Annotated in this window: 18 protein-coding genes; 3 read left to right on the top strand and 15 right to left on the bottom strand. The window is 34.1% G+C overall.

The window, feature by feature from the left end:
• The first annotated feature begins 202 nt into the window (after window positions 1-202).
• Both ACVC43_RS08380 and ACVC43_RS08375 read left to right on the top strand, forming a co-directional pair.
• Window positions 203-745: a hypothetical protein gene (locus tag ACVC43_RS08380; RefSeq protein WP_452224055.1), complete on the top strand. Its 543-nt coding sequence runs from the start codon at window positions 203-205 to the stop codon at window positions 743-745.
• 135 nt (window positions 746-880) lie between these two features.
• Window positions 881-1,423: a hypothetical protein gene (locus ACVC43_RS08375; protein ID WP_452224054.1), complete on the top strand. Its 543-nt coding sequence runs from the start codon at window positions 881-883 to the stop codon at window positions 1,421-1,423.
• Window positions 1,424-1,667: 244 nt separating this feature from the next.
• On the opposite strand, the gene ACVC43_RS08370 is transcribed toward ACVC43_RS08375, so the two are convergent.
• From ACVC43_RS08370 to ACVC43_RS08310, 13 genes are all read right to left on the bottom strand, one after another.
• Complete coding sequence (locus ACVC43_RS08370; RefSeq protein ID WP_452224053.1) at window positions 1,668-1,997, bottom strand: ArsR/SmtB family transcription factor; 330 nt, start codon at window positions 1,995-1,997, stop codon at window positions 1,668-1,670.
• Between the two features lie 94 nt (window positions 1,998-2,091).
• Window positions 2,092-2,517: an NINE protein gene (locus tag ACVC43_RS08365; RefSeq protein WP_452224052.1), complete on the bottom strand. Its 426-nt coding sequence runs from the start codon at window positions 2,515-2,517 to the stop codon at window positions 2,092-2,094.
• Window positions 2,518-2,570: 53 nt separating this feature from the next.
• The gene (locus ACVC43_RS08360) at window positions 2,571-2,957 is read right to left on the bottom strand and encodes a VOC family protein (protein WP_452224051.1); all 387 of its coding nucleotides are present in this window, start codon (window positions 2,955-2,957) and stop codon (window positions 2,571-2,573) included.
• A gap of 64 nt (window positions 2,958-3,021) precedes the next feature.
• A complete protein-coding gene (locus tag ACVC43_RS08355) occupies window positions 3,022-3,477 on the bottom strand; it encodes a DUF1801 domain-containing protein (protein WP_452224050.1) in 456 nt (151 codons plus the stop codon).
• Window positions 3,478-3,505: 28 nt separating this feature from the next.
• Window positions 3,506-4,444: a 2-hydroxyacid dehydrogenase gene (locus ACVC43_RS08350; RefSeq protein WP_452224049.1), complete on the bottom strand. Its 939-nt coding sequence runs from the start codon at window positions 4,442-4,444 to the stop codon at window positions 3,506-3,508.
• 196 nt (window positions 4,445-4,640) lie between these two features.
• Window positions 4,641-6,014, bottom strand: a complete 1,374-nt coding sequence (mgtE, locus tag ACVC43_RS08345; protein ID WP_452224048.1) for a magnesium transporter — start codon at window positions 6,012-6,014, stop codon at window positions 4,641-4,643.
• A gap of 7 nt (window positions 6,015-6,021) precedes the next feature.
• Entirely contained in the window at window positions 6,022-6,825 is an 804-nt protein-coding gene (gene rsmA, locus ACVC43_RS08340) for a 16S rRNA (adenine(1518)-N(6)/adenine(1519)-N(6))-dimethyltransferase RsmA (protein WP_452224047.1), read from the bottom strand.
• A 71-nt stretch (window positions 6,826-6,896) separates the two neighbouring features.
• Window positions 6,897-7,220, bottom strand: a complete 324-nt coding sequence (locus ACVC43_RS08335) for a DUF4286 family protein (protein WP_452224046.1) — start codon at window positions 7,218-7,220, stop codon at window positions 6,897-6,899.
• 6 nt (window positions 7,221-7,226) lie between these two features.
• Window positions 7,227-7,739 carry a GNAT family N-acetyltransferase gene (locus ACVC43_RS08330; RefSeq protein WP_452224045.1) on the bottom strand — a complete coding sequence of 171 codons (513 nt, stop codon included), beginning with the start codon at window positions 7,737-7,739 and terminating at the stop codon, window positions 7,227-7,229.
• A 72-nt stretch (window positions 7,740-7,811) separates the two neighbouring features.
• Complete coding sequence (locus ACVC43_RS08325; protein WP_452224044.1) at window positions 7,812-9,587, bottom strand: tetratricopeptide repeat protein; 1,776 nt, start codon at window positions 9,585-9,587, stop codon at window positions 7,812-7,814.
• Between the two features lie 452 nt (window positions 9,588-10,039).
• Complete coding sequence (gene serS, locus ACVC43_RS08320) at window positions 10,040-11,311, bottom strand: serine--tRNA ligase (protein WP_452224043.1); 1,272 nt, start codon at window positions 11,309-11,311, stop codon at window positions 10,040-10,042.
• A 169-nt stretch (window positions 11,312-11,480) separates the two neighbouring features.
• Window positions 11,481-12,794 (bottom strand): HTTM domain-containing protein, encoded by a 1,314-nt coding sequence (locus ACVC43_RS08315; RefSeq protein ID WP_452224042.1) that lies wholly within the window; start codon window positions 12,792-12,794, stop codon window positions 11,481-11,483.
• Complete coding sequence (locus tag ACVC43_RS08310) at window positions 12,787-13,704, bottom strand: bifunctional riboflavin kinase/FAD synthetase (RefSeq protein WP_452224041.1); 918 nt, start codon at window positions 13,702-13,704, stop codon at window positions 12,787-12,789. The genes ACVC43_RS08315 and ACVC43_RS08310 overlap by 8 nt, the downstream gene beginning before the upstream one ends.
• Before the next feature lie 199 nt (window positions 13,705-13,903).
• Here ACVC43_RS08310 and ACVC43_RS08305 point away from each other — a divergent pair, with 199 nt between their 5' ends.
• Entirely contained in the window at window positions 13,904-17,245 is a 3,342-nt protein-coding gene (locus tag ACVC43_RS08305) for a zinc-dependent metalloprotease (RefSeq protein ID WP_452224040.1), read from the top strand.
• 50 nt (window positions 17,246-17,295) lie between these two features.
• Here the strand turns inward: ACVC43_RS08305 and pth are convergent, their stop codons facing one another.
• A complete protein-coding gene (pth, locus tag ACVC43_RS08300) occupies window positions 17,296-17,862 on the bottom strand; it encodes an aminoacyl-tRNA hydrolase (RefSeq protein ID WP_452224039.1) in 567 nt (188 codons plus the stop codon).
• 150 nt (window positions 17,863-18,012) lie between these two features.
• On the bottom strand, window positions 18,013-18,663 hold the full coding sequence (locus tag ACVC43_RS08295) for a 50S ribosomal protein L25/general stress protein Ctc (RefSeq protein ID WP_452224038.1): 651 nt from the start codon (window positions 18,661-18,663) through the stop codon (window positions 18,013-18,015).
• Window positions 18,664-18,690 lie beyond the last annotated feature (27 nt).

Genomic DNA, 18,690 nt, shown 5'->3' with positions numbered 1-18,690 from the left:
TATAAAAAAATCTCGTGTTTACTTTTATTTTTATCTTCACAATTACTATTGTGTTTACGTAAGAATAAGCTGTTGTTTCTGGGCGATAAATCAATAAGCTAAAAAAGGGCTTAGTTTATTTGTAATAAAACTTAAAGCTATTTTTTACTTTACGTCCTGCCATACAATTGTTATTAATTTAATTATTAAAATTATCGCGACGATGAAAAATTATTTAAAATTACTACTTATTGTATTAGTATTTACTGCTTGCAATAATGATGATGACAACATGCCACAAGACCCAATAGACCAATTGCCACCTGCTACACAAACTGGAGAGCAGACCTTTGGTTGTCTCATTAACGGTGAACCTTTTGTACCACCAAGTTTTGGTAGCAATGCGCCCAACGCCTTTTATCAATTTGTGGATGGGGCTTATACTTTGGGTATATCTGGAGGTACTGGAGGAGGAAGCGAGCTTAAATCCATAAATATTGGTTGCTTGGATATGCCATTAATCGAAGAAATAAATTATACGCTTTTAGAGTTTGCTTCTGGAAATTATTTTGGTGAATATAGAATAGGAGGAGGATTTGATTTAAACGAATCTTCATCAACTGAAAATCCTGGAAGCTTAAATATTACAAACTTTAACAGTGAGGATTTTATTATTTCTGGGACATTTGAATTTACCGTTTTTGATAATGATGGCAACGAAATCAATATTACCGATGGTCGCTTTGACCTTAATTATACAAACTAAACTTAAAATTTTTTTTATATGAATTAGTTTAAAAACCATAATGACCAATGAAAAAATATCTTTTAACAAACTTTAATTATTAACCGTTCAACATTTTAATTCAATACTCAAAATTATAAAATAAAATCTTTAGCTATGAAAAATTACACATTTCTATTCTTTACCCTATTGCTGTTATGCTGTTGCAACAACGACGACGATGCTGGTCCAACTGACCCAATAGACCAATTGCCACCAGCCACGCAAACTGGTGAGCAGACCTTTGGCTGCCTTATTAATGGTGAACCTTTTGTACCGCCAAATTTTGGCGGTAACGCGCCAAACGCCTTTTATCAGTTTGTGGATGACGCTTATACTTTGGGTATATCTGCTGGAACAGGCGGAGGTAGTGAGCTTAAATCCATAAATATCGGTTGCCTGGATATGCCTTTAATTGAAGAAACAACATATACACTCTTAGAATTTGCTTCTGGAAATTACTTTGGTGAGTTTTTTAGGGGAGGTGGTGTAGGTTTGATTTTTAGCACTACCGAAAGTAATCCAGGAACATTGAACATAACCAATTTTGACAATGAAAATTTTATCATTTCAGGCACATTCGAGTTTTCCGTAATAGATGATGACGGCAACGAAATCAACATTACCGACGGTCGTTTTGACCTTAACTATACAAACTAAACTTTAGTATATATTTTATCTGTGACTTAATTCAATTATTTTTCAAAATCTTCAACATTGCCTTTTTTTGCTTGGCGTTAAATATAGTTTCAGTTATAATTACGGTGGAGAAGTTGATGAAACCGAAATTATAAATCTAAGAGAAGGACGCTTTAATATGGAATACCAATTGAAAACTCTTGTATTTAATAAAAAGAAGAAACAACATTATACTTATTTTAAGTTTTTATAATTAAAAACACATCTATTGCTTACTACAATTAACCTGTGTTTTAACAAAAAAGTCATTAATCATGCGTCTGCATTCGTTTAACTTTTCTATGTTAATGGTGTAAAAGAGATTTTTACCTTTAATGGTTTGTTGTAATAATCCTGTTTTTCTTATTTCTGCCAAGTGCTGTGAAATAGTGGGTTGCGCTAATCCAATAGCCTTTACCAAATCGTTACAATTACAATGTTCATTCTCACTTATATGCTGAATGATCGATACTCGTGCTGGGTGTCCAATCATTTTGGTGTAATTCGCAATTTGGTTTTGTTGTGCGTCGAAAATGTGTTTTTTGGTAAATCCCATAGTTTCTTAATTTTAAACGTGATATTGCAATATTACGATTTTTTAACAAATTAAAAAACCCGAAAGCTACTAGTGCTCGGGTTTTAATCTTTATTTAGAACCAAGGTTTTTGGCCTACTTGATAGGTGTTATAAAATTCCTCGTCAGATTTTGTAAGGTAGATAATGCCTTCAATAAAGCCAATTATTCCAGCGGCTCCACAAGTTACTACTGTTGCAATTAATTGAATAATACCTTCCTTGTTATAACCCAATATAAACTTATGCACGCCAAAAGAACCTAAGAAAATACCCAGAATACCAGCAAGCATCTTCTTGTTTTCGGTATTTGTTCCAAAAGTTTCGTGTGCGCCTTTTGTAAATTCGTTAGCGGTTGATTTGGCATCTTCAGCAAATTCGTTAGCTTTTTCTTTAGCGTCGTCAGCAAACTCGTTGGCTTTTTCACCCATTTTTTTTGCTCCTTCTTTAGCGTCTCCTAACATATCGTCAAGATCGCCTTTTAAATTTTTTTCGTCAGACATTTTTTTTGTTGGTTTTTAATTATTGTTTAAAGTTAATAAAAAAAAGCATTCTATTACAAAAAGGCGGCATCTACTGGTTCCCATAGCTCAATCTTATTACCGTCATGATCTAAAATCCAGCCAAACTTCCCATAATCGTATTCTTGCATGTCACCTACAATGGTTACACCTTCTTCTTTTAAAGTGTCTAAGAGCTTACTTAAATTTTCTACGCGATAATTAAACATAAAGTCTTTTTTTGAAGGCTCAAAATAAGTTGTGTCCTCTTTAAAAGGAGACCATTGCGTCGAGCAATCTTTCCCTTCTTTATCCTTCCACCAAAAAGTACAGCCATAATCGTCTGTATTAAAACCTAAGTGTTTTTTATACCAATCTTTAGCCGCTTTTGGGTCTTTTGTTTTAAAAAATAATCCGCCTATTCCTGTGACTCTGTTTTTCATTGTATTGTAAATTTGTTTTATTGAAACTACTAAAAAAGTGTGTTTAACAGTATTAATTAGTAATCTATTTTTTAATTGCTTTTTCGTAAATATCAATCCATTCTTCCACACTCATCTTCCCTAATAGTTCTTGAATTAAATCGTAAGGAATGTCTTCTGGTTTTTTAAACCGAACACAGCTTTTTCCCATATCGAGTTTGTATTTACAATGCTTGGGATACTCTCCCACAAACCAATCGTACAATTCTTTTTTTGCGTACAAGCCGGAATGATATAAGGCTATAAAATTTTTCTGCGATGCCAAATTTATAAATGGCAAAGGCGGAAACGGTTTACAATGGTAACCATCTGGATATATAGATTTTGGAACATAATAGGCCAACATACCATAGCCCATTCCAGATTCTAAATCTTTTGGCATGTGTTCTTTAATAAGGTTATGTAATTTTGTAATTGGTGCTTTGCGCTCTTCGGGAAGTTGTGCTATATATTCTTCTGGAGTTTTGGCTTTAGAGGTCATATTGAGTTAGTATTAATTAATTATAAAGTTAGTAAAATTTAGCTTTAATTTTATCGACTATTGTTTGTGCTAATTTTTCTTTACTCTCTAAAGTCCAGCCTGCAACATGTGGTGATAGTAAAACATCTTTAGATTGAATTAAATAGTTAAAAGCTTCTGGCATATTATTATCGCTAAATAAGTTTTCGAACGATGCTTTTTCGTATTCTAAAACATCTAATCCAGCGCCCAAAATTTTACCGCTTTTTAAAGCAGAAACTAAATCTTTGGTGACAACACTTTTGCCACGAGCTGTATTAATTAACCAAAAAGGTTTTTTAAATGCGTTTATAAATGCGCTATTAACCATACCAATAGTTGAGGTGGTTTCTGGTATGTGCAGGCTTAAAATATCGTTATTTTTTTGAAGCGTTTCGAGAGGGACTTGTGTAGCATTCTCGTCTCCAACATTTGGTTTTATATCGTAGCAAATTACTGTAACATCAAAACCACGTAGTTTTTTAGCAAAGGCTTTGCCCATGTTACCATAACCAATTAAACCAACGGTTTTCCCGTCTAATTCATGTCCGCGATTCTCCTCACGTAACCACTTGCCTTCACGAACTTCTAAGTCTGCTTTATTGAGTTTGTTAAAGAGAGAGAGTAGCATGCCCAAACTATGTTCGCCAACCGCATTTCTATTTCCTTCTGGTGCTGCAATTAATGTAATGCCTTTTTGTGCTGCGTATTCGCAATCGATATTTTCTAATCCTGCACCTACACGACCTATAAATTTTAGATTTTTTGCTGAATCTATAAAGCTACTATCAATACTAAATCTACTACGAATAATAAAACCATCGTATTGATGAATAATTTGTTGAATAGCTTCTTTAGAATCTGAATAATTCTCATGGTTTGTAAAGCCCAAATCGTTTAATTGATTAATGAGTAAGGGATGGTTAGTATCTATATGAAGGATTTTCATAAGCTAAGGTTCGGTATAAAAGAATTAGTTACGACTTTGTCTTTTTTAAAACTGAAAGTTACAAAGTTTTGCGTTAGTGGTAGAAACGGCATCCTTTTTTTTGGTGGCATATATGCCAAAAAAAAGATATAGTGGATGGCACGACGTTTTTTGCCTGAGGTACGAAGTGCAAAAAAGGGAACGCCCAACTAAAATATTAAAATCCCATAATGGATTTAGAAATGAGCAAATAGATTACAATCCCGAAAATATCGTTACTGGTAGTTATAAAAGGACCTGTTGCAATGGCAGGATCTACACCTCTTTTATCTAAAAACAAGGGTATAAAAGTGCCTATTAAGCCAGCAATTATAATAACCACAATTAAAGATACAGAGATGGCAAGTGCAAGGTTAAAGTTTTGTTCCCAGGCGTAAACAAATAGAAATAAAAATATAGAAAGGGCAAGACCGTTAAGTGCGGCCAGCAACATTTCTTTTACTAAACGATTGTTTATACTGCCTTTTACATCGTCGTTTGCCAAACCCTGAACAATAATAGCACTGGATTGTACGCCTACGTTTCCTGCCATGGCAGCAATTAATGGCGTGAATAGAAAGAGAATAACGGCTTCTTCTGGCAATCTGCCTTCAAAAAAATACATGATTACAAAGGCGCCAATTCCTCCTATGAGTCCTAAAAATAACCAAGGTAAACGTGCTCTGGTGAGTTGTAAAATACTATCGTCTGCTTCTACATCTTGTGTAATACCTGCAGCAAGTTGGTAATCTTTTTCTGCTTCTTCTTTAATAACGTCTACAATATCGTCAATGGTAATTCTACCTACTAAAACTTTGTTTATATCGACCACAGGAATGGCTTCCAGGTCGTATTTTTGCATGATTTTAGCGACTTCTTCTGCATCTTCATTAACATCTACAAAATCTACTTTTGGTATATATACTGTAGAAATATGAGCTCTTGGCGATGCCATTAATAAATCTTTTAACGATAGTCGACCTATAAGCTTCTCTTCGCTATCTACCACATAAATAGAGTGTACTCTGGTGACATTTTCGGCCTGTGCACGCATTTCTTTTACACACTCTGTAACGGTCCAGTTTTCGTTAACCTTCACCAACTCTTTTGCCATGAGACCACCAGCTGTATCTTCGTCGTAGGTAAGTAGTTCCTGGATTTCGGCTTTATGCTCTTGGTTTTCAATTTGTGCGATTACTGCTTCCTGTCTGTATTCTGGAAGTTCCGAAATCATATCGGCAGCATCATCGGTATCGAGCTCCTCGATTTCTTCAGCAATTTCTTTTGTGGATAGTGTGGCTAAAATTTTCTCACGATCGTCCTCATCCATTTCCATAAGGATTTCGGATGTTTTATCACTGTCTAACAGCTTAATAATGTAGGTTGATTGATTGGTACTTAAATCCTCAAGTATTTCGGCAATATCAGCGTGGTGGTATTCATTTAGCAAGTCTAAAATGGCTTCGTCACTTTGAGAATCTACTAACTGTTCTACATTTTCAATAAGCTCGTCGTTTATTGTAAATTTGATATTTTCGTCTTGTTCTTCCACTAAAAACTTAATTTTTACTATCGTTTTCTATTATTGTTGTTAACGCTATAAATGCGTTAACATCCAGCTGTTCCGGACGCTTGTCAAAGATAGCATTTGCTTTTAAATTATCGCTTAATTCGAATGTTTTTAAACTGTTGCGCAGTGTTTTTCTGCGATGCATAAAGGCTTGTTTTACTACTCTGAAAAATAATTTCTCGTCGCATGGGAGAATAAAATCGTCTTTACGAGTAAGTTTTAATACGCCAGATTCTACTTTTGGAGGCGGATTAAAAACGGTTGGTGGCACAGTAAAAAGATATTCGGCATTATAAAAAGCCTGTGTTAATACTGAAAGGATACCATAAACCTTACTGCCTTCTTGCGAACAGATACGCTGTGCAACTTCTTTTTGAAACATGCCAGAGAATTCTGGTATTTGATGGCGCAACTCTAATGTTTTAAATACAATTTGGGTGGAAATGTTATAAGGGAAATTACCACAAATGGCAAAAGGCTCGTTGGCAAATGTGTCGCTAACATCGTATTTTAAAAAATCTTTTTCAATAATTCTTGGAGCCAGATTTAGGTAATTGTTTTTTAAATATTCTACACTCTCGGCATCTATTTCTATAACGTAAGTAGTTATGGGCTTTTTAAGCAGGTATTTTGTTAACACACCCATTCCAGGACCAATTTCTAAAACTTTTTGGTAACCTTCAAGAGATAAAGCATCTGCAATTTTTTGGGCAATGGTTTCATCTTCCAGGAAATGCTGACCTAAAAATTTCTTTGCTTTTACTTGGTGTGAATTGTTTTTATTTTGCGCCATAATTGTGTTTCACTATCCTAAAATTTTTTAGGATAAAGATGGTTTTTAAATGTTTGTTTTTTGTGCTGAGATTAATTAAAATTTACAGCATACTCATCTATAATTTCCAGTTCGGTTCTAAAGGCAAGCATTTTATCGGCAAATAGTTTTAAACCATCTGTTCTTAAACGGTCTGCATCTTCTTTATAATAAGCATCGAGAGCTTCGCGAGAATGTGCTCTGTATTGAATAGAGTAGGTTTGTCCGCCTAATTCTTCTTCAACTAACACTTTTGTTAATTTCGCTTCTTTAAATTTGCCTGTTGCTAATACTTGCGGAATATGTTCTTTAATCCACTTTAACCATTGGTCGTGAGCACTGTCGTCTATGTTTACGGTAACGTTATATATTATCATTTTATATTATAAGTTTTTTGCAAATAACAAGAGTTCTTTATCATTTTCAAAAGGTTTTACTTTTTTATCGAAAATTAAACCTAATTTTTCTATTAAAAGGATAGAGTTTTTATTGCTTTCTAATGTTATAGCGCATATTTTTTTAAGGTTAAATTCGTTTTTTGCCAATGCCATTACTGCATTTGCAGATTCAAAACCAAATCCCATTCTTTCGTATTCCGGCAAAAGCGAAAAGCCAATATCTACGTCTTCTAATTCTGGTCTTTTAATTATACCAGTAGAGCCAATAGGTTTTAGATTTTCAGCTTTTAATAATAATTTGTAAAACCCAAAACCGTGTTTTTTGTAGCTTTCTAAGTGACTGTTTTTTATTCTGTCTTGCGCTTGCTCGATGGTATTAATATTTCTATTTCCTATATATTTTAACCAAGATGGCGTATTAACTAATTCCATAAAGAAAGCTGCGTCTTCAATAGTAAATTTAGAAATAATTAGTCTATTGGTTTCTGCAACAATCATTATTAAAAATTTTGAGCTTTATTAACAAAAATAAATTTGCATAATAAAACCATTACAAATTAACTAAGTAGCTTAGTTAATAGCATCACCTCGCAACGCACGATATTTCTTTCGGGATTCTACAAAATAGATGCTATCTGCATGCTCGAAAATAATGATTTCGTAAAGTGCTTTGGCTTTTTCTGGTTGCGCTAATGTATTGGCATAAATTTCAGCTAAAGCGAAAATAGCATCATCCACCAAAATACCATCTTTAAAATCTGCTATAAGACGCTCGTAATTGGCTTTTGCCTTTTCAAACTGTCCTTTTTCCTTATATAATTCCGCTTGTTTAAATAAAGCCTGTGGTATAATGGTTTCGGTTTTATGGTTTTCTAAAATATTGTTTAAAAGTAAAATCGATTCGTCTTTTTTGTTTTGAAACGCTAATAAATCGGCTTTTGCATACTGTTTTAACGCAGTTTGTAAAGAGTCTTCGGCTTTATTGTCGCCAATTAATAGCTTTAAATCTAAAGCGTCATTAGCTGTTAATTGCGAAGTGGATGCTTTTAATATTTTAAGTTGAGATTCTGCCCATTTAAAATCGCCTTTATAATAACTTGTTTTGGCTACTTTAAATCGTGCTTCCTGCGAAATGGTACTATTTTTTAGTGCACGTTGAATTTGTGTATAATAAATTAAAGCTTCGTTAAAGCGTTCTTCTAAAACAAGGATATCTCCTAATTCCAATTTTATACGTGCTAAATCATAATTACCAACACCAAGTTTTAAACTGTCTTTTAAAAAGACAATGGCATCGTTAGTCTGGTTAAGATAAAAAGCCAAAAAGTGCGCATAAGCTATTTGTAAGCCAATAGTTCTACCGGTTTTACCAAAGGTTTCTAACAGGGTTATGTATTTTTCGTTTATAGCTTTATAATCTTTTTTAGACGCTTGTTCTGTTTCAATTTGAATAAGATTGTAATGCGCATTAATTTTTATATCTATGTCTTGTGTATTATCTACAATAAATTGAAAAATAGTTGTAGCAACTTCTGGTTGGTTTTGGTTGTAGGCAATATTTGCCAGTTCTTCAACGCGATCTAAAGATTCTAATTGCCTTTTATAAATGGCTTTTTCTTGGGTAAATGCTTTGTTATAATCTTTTTGCTGAATAAATAACCAACTCAGCATGTCGTTCCATAGTAGGTTAGGCGAGGTTTGAATTTTTTTAAGAAGAATTTTTCTTAAAATAGCATTGTTTTCGTTCTCTTTATTTTCACTAATAAAGGTGCTAAATTCGCGCTTTATGGTATTAATGTATGTCTCATTAATTTCAGAAAAATTAATGTAACTATTAAACATCTTTTCAATATTTCCCTGCTCACCATAAATGCGCGCCAACTGCATGTTAAAATTTAATTGTGGCTTTGCAGCCATGGCGTTTTCGTAAGTTAAAATGGCTTGCTTTAATAAAGAAAGTTTTTCAAAATTACGACCAACAGTATAGGCCAAATTAGGTTTTAAGTTCACGGCCTCCAATGCTTTTTGGTAGTTTAAATTGGCATTTACAGTGTCGTTTTGCAATTTATAATTGTAACCTAGTTCAACATAGGTTGCTGGATATTGTGTGTTTAGCAAGTCGGCTTCCAATAGGGCCTGCGCTTCTTTATACTGCTCTAATTGCTGGTGTGTTTTTACTAATTGATTTAAATAATTTCTGTTTCTATTATTTTTAGAATAGAGTTTCTGGTACGATAATAATGCTTTTTCAAACTCTCCATTGTTAAAATACTCTCTTGCTACAATATCGCTTTGAGAAAACGCATTGAAGCTTAATAAAAAACATAAAAGAAATACTATTCGCATGTTTAGGATTTGTGTAAATATAGCAAATGTTATGCCTAAGCGAATATAATAAAACTATAAAAAAAATGCCTGAACTTAATCAGGCATAAGCCAATCTAAATAAATGTGCTATTAATCATTATATATCTAAATGATTCAATTACTCGATTGGGGCATATTTTTATATTGAAACGCTATTTGTTTACAATAACTATAGTTTGCGTTTTTTCAGTCTTTAGTTTTTCGTAATCCGACGAAAAAACTTTAACCGCTAAAACCACCAGCGCAGTAAGCAGGAAGAGGCGCATAATGTTTTTCATAAGTCAGTTCATTTTAATATGAGAATTGAAATATGAAAAAAATAACCCTATAAATAAAATAAAATCACAAAAATTCGTTAAACAGCGTATTTTTTTAACACTTTAACGATGATTTATGTTATTTTAGAATAAAAATGTAGGAAAATATATGGTTTAGTCAATTATAGAAAAACCAGTATATGGTACTAAACAGTCTGGAATTTTTATACCATTTTCGGTTTGATAGTTTTCTAAAATACCAGCTAAAACTCGAGGTAATGCCAAAGCACTTCCATTTAAAGTATGCGCCAGTTCATTTTTACCATCACTGTTTTTAAAGCGTAATTTTAATCGGTTTGCCTGATAGGTTTCAAAATTAGACACACTCGATATTTCTAACCAACGGTCTTGTGCTGTAGAAAACACTTCAAAATCGTAAGTCATTGCCGAAGGAAAACCAGTATCTCCACCACACAATTTTAAAATTCTGTACGGTAAATTAAGCTCGCGTAAAATATTCTTAATGTGCTCCACCATACCATCGAAGGCCTTATAAGAGTTATCCGGATGCTCCACACGTATTATTTCCACTTTATCAAATTGGTGTAATCTATTTAATCCACGAACATGTGCACCATAACTTCCAGCTTCGCGTCTAAAACACGGTGTGTAACCTGTAATACCAATTGGTAAATCGGTTTCATTTAACAACACATCTCTAAACACATTGGTGCCCGGAACCTCTGCAGTTGGAATTAAATATAAGTCGTCCCGCGAATCGTGATACATTTGCCCTTCTTTGTCTGGTAATTGCCCAGTGCCATAGCAAGACGCTTCGTTTACTAACAGCGGTAATTGGTATTCTGTGTAACCTGCTGCTGTATTTTTATCTAAAAAATAAGCAATTAATGCGCGTTGTAGTCGTGCACCTTTTCCTTTGTAAACAGGAAAACCTGCACCAGAAATTTTATTGCCTAATTCAAAATCTATAATATCGTATTTTTTAGCTAATTCCCAATGTGGCGCTGCACCTTCGTAAAGTTTTGGCACTTCACCTTCATTAAAAACCTCCTCATTTTCGGCTTCCGATTTTCCTGCAGGAACAGATTCGTGAGGCACATTTGGCAATTGGTATAAAAGCCCTTGAAGTTTTTCGGCTGTAGCGTTTAAATCGTCAGAAAGCGTTTTAGAACTTTCTTTTAACGCACTCGTTTTCTCTTTTAAAACATTGGCCTCTGCTGCTTTTCCAGATTTGTACAAGATGCCTATTTCTTTAGACAAGGCATTAGATTCGGCTAATGTATTATCTAAATGTGTTTGCAATTCGCGGCGCGTTTCGTCTAAAGCAATTACTTGCTCTACTAAATCTTTAGCATCGAAATGACGTTTTGCCAAACCAGCAATTACTGCGGTTTTATTGTCTCTAATAAAAGGTACTTGTAACATATATTTTAGTTTGGGCGTTACCTAAAGGTCGGGCTATTCGCTATATCTTTTTGCAAAAAAAGCAAAAAGGATGCCGCTGCTATCCCTAACGCAAAAAAAGGTAATACTTATTTTAAAGTGGTAAAAGTAGTAAGATTTTGTTAGCCAAAAAACAAGTAATTGTATTAGTTTACTTTTTCGATGGTAATATCCAATCGTTATGTGTAAAGTAATTAAATTTTACATTGGCAAGATCTGTATTTACGTCTATTAATTGTTTATGTGGCTTACCATTAACACTAACTTTTGCATCTACAAAAACCTGTATATCTTCACCCTTTTTCTTGTACTCGTTTTTTAAATATTGCGCAAATTGCCAAATAGCATCTGGTTTAGAACTCGCCAGACGTATTTGTTTTTTTGTAAGATAATCGCGCATATTTACTGGTGTTTCTTCCTTCGTTTTGGTATTAACAACCTTAAAGGTGGTGTAACTGGATTTAGAACGAAGCATCATACGCCAAGAAAGTCTGTGACCTTCTTCTGTCCATAAAACATCGTCCTCTATAAAATGGTGGCGCAACGGTAAGGCTATTTGAATGATAAAATATAAACCGCCCAAACCAATTAAAACAGGTTTGTAGTTAGGTACAATAATTTCTGCTTTTGTGTATAATTCTTTTCGTTTTAAAAAGATGTTTCTAATAACCTCAGGCTCGAAAAAGAACAACGAAAACGCTAAAGACAGGTAAGGAAATACACCAACCTGAAAGACAAAAGAATTAAACAAATGAAAAAATATGGATGCAAAAAAAGCATACTTTCTTGTGGGTTTAAAAAGTAGCAATGGTATAATTAACCCATCAAACAAAATACCACCATAACCTACAAGATATGGCACAAAACTTTGTTGTAAAAGTCCACCAATAATTGGATAATTGGCTTTGCTCTGCATAAGCATGGTTGGCACACTTAAATCTAACCAATCTGGATACATTTTTGCTTTCGAAGCGTAAGTATAAAGGATTAATAACTGAATTACAAAAATCCATTTACACCAAGCTGGCATAGATATACTTTTAATTTTAGGATTTAATTTAGCATCTATAGAAGCATAGGTGTTAGCTGGTAAAATAGCCATAATACCAGTAAGTAAAACCAATAAATAGTAATGATTATTGTAAGACGATTTTTGCATAAAATACACACCGCTCCACATTAAAAAAAACATGATTATGCTTATTCTATACTTGTAACCAACCATAATTAATAAGCCAAAAATGCCCATTACAGCATAATACACATACATCCAGTTACCTGGAAGTGGTTGAAGCCACTCGAAACCTAAAAAAGTAAATGTAAACTTAGGTTCCACAAGAGTGCGCGTTATCCAACCGGTAAAAATGGACCCTACGGTTTCTAAAAAACATAATAGCCCAAAAATAATCCTGAATACCACTAAAGCACTATTGTCTATATGTTTAAAAAAAAATTTATTAAGCATGACTTTTAATATATGCTAAGGCGTTATTTTGGTCTATTACAAGTTGTTTTTTTAAAGTCTCGACAGAGTCGTACTTTTCTTCGTCTCGTAACCGTGTTATAAGCTCTATCTTTAATGTTTTATCATAAAGAGAGCCTTCAAAATTAAAAAAATGCACCTCTATGGTTTGCGTCGAACCATTAACGGTTGGGTTGGTACCAATATTCATCATCCCGAAAACATTTTTGCTTTCAATAATACATTTTACCACGTAAACACCTTGTTTAGGAATGAGTTTGTAAGATTCACTTATCTCTATATTTGCAGTGGGGAAATTTATAGTACGACCCAAACCTTTACCTTTTACAACCGTACCAGTAATAAAAAAGGCATAGCCTAAATAGCTGTTTGCTGTTTCAATATCGCCTTCTAATAAAGCTGCTCTTATTTTGGTAGAGCTTACGGCAACATCATCAATATCTTGAGCAGAAATTGCTTCGACATGAAAACCATAGTATTTACCAAACGTTTTTAAATCTTGAATATTAGCAGAGCGGTTTCTGCCAAAGTGATGGTCGTAACCAATAATAACATGTTTTGCATTAAGCTGATTTACCAAAATGGTTTTAACAAAATCTTCGGCCGTTACTCTTGAAAATTCTTTAGTAAATTTTTTAACAATTAAATTTTCTAAACCAAATTGATGCATAATTGCTTCCTTTTCATCAATTGTATTTATCAACTTGATGTCTGCATCTTTTTGCAATACCATTCTTGGATGCGGAAAAAAGGTAAGTATTGTTGGTTTTAATTTTTTTTGTTTTCCTACCTCAATAAGGCGCTCAATTATTTTTTGATGCCCAATATGCACACCATCGAAAGTGCCAATGGTAACTACGGTGTTTGTTTTCTCGGTTAAATCTGGTGTCAAGTAGTAAAAGTTTAAATACAAAAATAGAAAAAGCCAATTGAATATGTGTTCAATTGGCTTTAATTATTATAGGCGAATAGTCTATTCCTTAATTTTAAAACATAATTACAAAGTATTTGCTGCATTTTGAAAATATTAAGGATATCATTAGTAAATAATTAACTAAATTAGTGGTTCTAATCATTTTAAGCTTAAAATTATGAAAACAAAATTACCTATTGTACTATCAATAATTTTCCTGTTATTGACAAGTACTCTTGTAGCCCAAAGTGATGTTTGGGCTAAGACGACATTTAAAGACGGTACCGACGGCATCTCGCTTAAGAATTTGGATACTAAGAATTCTGCTGTGCTTCAATTAAATATAGAAAATTTGAAACTCCAATTAGCTGGAGCTCCGTTAAGAAGTTTATCGAACGGAAAATCTAATACTTTAGTTGGCTTTCCTTCTATTGATGGCAGGATGCAGAATTATCGGGTAGTAGAAACTCGTATTTTTTCTTCGGATGATAATGCAGCACAGCATCCAAATATTAAAACGTATTTAGGATCGTCAACCGATGGTTCAGGTACAAGAGTAAGATTTAGTGTAACACCTTTAGGTTTAAAGGCTATGATATCTGAGATAGGAAAAGAAACAGTTTATATTCAACCAATAACCAAAGTTTCTAACGGCCAATACATAGTGTATAACAGAACGGCACAACTTAATTCATCTGACACTTTTGAATGTCTAACCGAAGATGTTGAAATTTCTAAGCGAGTAATGACGAGTACCATGTCAAGAGATGCTAACGATCAATTATTAAGAACTTTTAGAATGGCAATGTCTGTAACCTCAGAATATACAAACTATTGGGATGATGGTAATGCTGGAAATGGAGATGCGCAACAAGATGCGCTAGCCCAAATGGTTTCTACATTAAATAGAACGAATGAAGTTTTTGAAGTTGATATGGCTATTACATTTCAATTAGTTGATACAACGGACGACCCTGCATTAGATTTAATTTATGTAGGTACAGACCCTTACGGTGGCAATTTAAATGGAGACTTACAAACAAACTTGACAGCTACAGTTGGTGAGTCAGATTACGACATAGGTCACTTATTAGCTTTTGCGGGTAATAATGGTAATGCTGGTTGCATAGGATGCGTATGTGAAAACGGTAAAGGCAGTGCGTTTTCGTCTCACTCATTTACAGATAATGATGGAGGACCTTATATGGCAGATTTTTTCGATATCGATTATGTGCCACATGAAATTGGTCACCAAATGGGAGCTAACCATACTTTTTCTTTTAACACAGAAGGAACCGGAGTTAATGCCGAACCTGGAAGTGGAACAAGCATAATGGGTTATGCTGGAATTACTGGTGGAAATGATGTACAAGACCATAGTGATCCTTATTTTCATTATCACAGTATCAATCAAATTCTTAATAATGTTACTAGTGGAGCTAATCAATGTGCCGTAACTACAGCCATAACCAATAATCCGCCTGTGGCAGATGCTGGTTCAGATTATACCATACCTAATGGTACAGCTTTTATTCTTAAAGGATCGGCAACCGATGCAGATGCAGGTGATGCACTAACATACACTTGGGAACAAATAGATAGTGGGCAAACCACTAACGGTCAGTTTGGTCCTACACATATGGGTCCAGTATGGCGATCGAGACCTCCAAGCACTTCGCCAGATAGATACATGCCAATTTTAAGCCGCGTTTTAAATGGGCAGTTAACAGAAACCAGTCCAGTGGAAACTGTAGATAATTCGTCATGGGAAACTGTTTCCACAGTAGCCAGAACCTTAAATTTTGCCTTAACTGTTAGAGATCGCTCTGAAACTGGAGGCGTAGGGCAGATGCCACAAACAAATTTTGATACTATGTTAGTTACTGTTGATGGTACTTCTGGACCTTTTGAAGTAACATCGCAAACAACAAATGAAACTTGGGACGCAGGCTCTACACAAACAGTAACTTGGAACGTTGCCGGTTCAGATGGTGGAGCGGTAAATACTCCTACAGTTAATATTTTACTGTCTGTAGATGGTGGTTTAACATTCCCATTTACAATGGCTACCGATGTTCCTAATGATGGGTCGCATGATGTAACAGTACCTGTAACAGGTGGAGATACTAACACGGCAAGAGTGATAGTAGAAGGTAATAATAATATATTTTATGCAGTAAATTCAACAAATTTCTCTATTCAAGAATCAGAATTTGTAATAACACCAGATTCAAATCGAATTGATGTATGTAGTCCTGCAGATGCAGTTTATACTTTTACATACAACACTTTTCTGAATTTTATGGACACAACTAATTTTACAGTAACAGGATTACCGGCTGGAGCTACTGCAGTTATTAATCCTTCTTCTGCCACAGCAGATGGGACTACGGGTACTGTTACAGTATCTGGAACAGGATCTTTAGCTTTAGGTTCTTATTCATTTAATTTAGTTGGTACATCTGGATCGATAACTAAATCTACATTATTAACTCTTAATGTTTTCGATGCTTCTTTAGCGCCTACAACATTAGTTTCTCCTGTAGATGGAGCAGTAGATGTTTCGTCAGATGGAATGTTAACTTGGAATATAGATGTAAATGCTCAAGATTACTTTGTAGAGGTGGCGAGTGATGCAGGATTCTCTACAATTGTGGAATCTGCTACAGTACAAACAAATTCTTACACAACAACGATGCTGGCATCTAATACGCAATATTTTTGGAGAGTAACAGCTTCTAACCAATGTGCTACAGCTGCAGCATCTGCAATTTTTAACTTTACTACTGCAAATATCTCGTGTAATAACTTATTTACTGCAACAGATACACCTATTACTATTGCAAGTAGTGGAGCAAATGCAAACTATACATCGGTTATAACCATTACAGATGATTTACCAATTACAGATGTGAACGTTTTAATTACAATAGAACATGATTGGAATAATGATTTAGATATATTTTTAATTAGCCCAAGTGGTACATCTGTTGAGTTAAGTACAGATAATGGGGCTTCGGGCGATGATGATTATACTAATACAGTTTTCGATCAAGAAGCGTCTGCCTCAATAACAACAGGAACCTCACCATTCACGGGTACATTTATACCTGAAGGCGACTTATCTACTTTATATGGTGAAATGACTGCTGGAGATTGGACACTATCTGTTGATGACGATTTTGGCCCTGCAGATGGAGGAACAATTATTGAATTTACATTAGATTTTTGTGTGCAAGGTTCGTTATCTGTAGAGGAATTTAACTCGACTATTTCTAATTTCTCTGTCTATCCAAACCCTAACAATGGTTCGTTCAATGTCATGCTTAACGGAGCATCTAATGACGATATTAACATTTCGGTTTTCGATATTAGAGGAAGACGTGTATTTAATGAAATCTACAACAGTTCACCAGCATTTAATCAAACTATTAATTTAGAAAATGTACAATCTGGAATGTATATGTTACAAGTTTCAGATGGCGCAATTACTGAAACAAAAAAGGTAATTGTAAAATAGTAATTAATTAATTTTAAATGAAAAGGGAGCTAAATGAGCTCCCTTTTTTATTATTTACCATTAAAACCATTCATAGTATTATTTATACCTGCAAGTGCAAAAGATTTAATAAGTTCTGTAGATTTTTCTAAGCGTTCTTTTAGTTTGGCTTCTTCCTCTGCTGTCCATTCGCCTAACACGTAATCGACTTGCCTGCCTTTGCTAAAAGCATCGCTAATACCAAACCTAAAACGGTTGTATTTATTGGTATTTAATTTGTCTTGTGTGTCTTTTAAGCCGTTATGTCCACCATCGCTACCTTTGGTTTTAACACGAATACTCCCGAAAGGCAGGTTTAAATCGTCCGTTATAACAAGCAAATTTTCTAAGGGAATTTTTTCTTTATTGAGCCAGTATACTATGGCTTTTCCGCTTAAGTTCATATAGGTATTTGGTTTAAGGAATATGAACGTGCGACCTTTTAATTTATAGGTAGTTATGTCGCCAAGCTTTTGTGTTTCGAAGGTTAACTCTTCTTTTTCGGCAAAATAATCTAAAATTTTAAAACCAATGTTATGGCGCGTGTGTTGGTATTTTTCGCCAATGTTTCCTAAGCCAACAATTAAAAATTTTTTCATGGAATTGGTATTTTCAATAGTATTTGCATGTTCTTTATTTTTAAAGAAAGTATATAACCATTTAAACATATTGAAATTTGTTTTTAGTAAAAATAAAAAAGCATCCTGAATAAATCAGAATGCTTTTGTGTAATTTACAGAATGTAGTGATTATTCTTTCACTGCAGCTACGTCATCTGTTTGTGTAGATGGTACATCTCCAGCTTCAGTTCCTTCTTCTCCTTCTTCTTCTTCATCCTCATCTTCAACTATGGCTTGTCTAGAACGTCTTACTAAACAAACAACAGTGTTGTCTGGGTGCATAAAAGTGTAATCTTCGGTTGCTAATTTAGTGATGTAAAGTTTGTTTCCAATCTTCATATCTTCAATATTAACATCGATATAATCTGGTAAGTTTCCTGGTAAAGCTTTAACTCTTAAGCTACGGTTGTTTTTACGTAACACACCACCATTTCTAACACCTTTAGGGTTTCCTATAAAGTTAACAGGAATATCCATAGTAATTTCTTTGTCTTCGAATACCTGGTAGAAATCTACGTGTAGAATTCTATCTGTTACAGGGTGAAATTGAATGTCTTGTAAGATAGCATTAAAAGTGTCTCCACCTTCTATTTCTATTACAACTGTATGCGCATTAGGTGTGTACACCAATTTAGAGAATGCTAATTCAGGTGCCGAGAAATGCACTGCCTTGTCTCCTCCGTATAATACGCAAGGAACCTGACCAGCATTACGTAAGGCTTTTGTTGCTTTCTTGCCCACGCTTTCTCTTTGAGATCCGTTGATTGTAATTGATTTCATTGTTGTTATTTAAATTTAATTATTAAT

The sequence above is a fragment of the Lacinutrix chionoecetis genome (assembly GCF_053604665.1).
The sequence above is the reverse complement of the archived record's forward strand: the minus strand, read 5'-3'. Positions and strand labels throughout refer to the sequence as shown.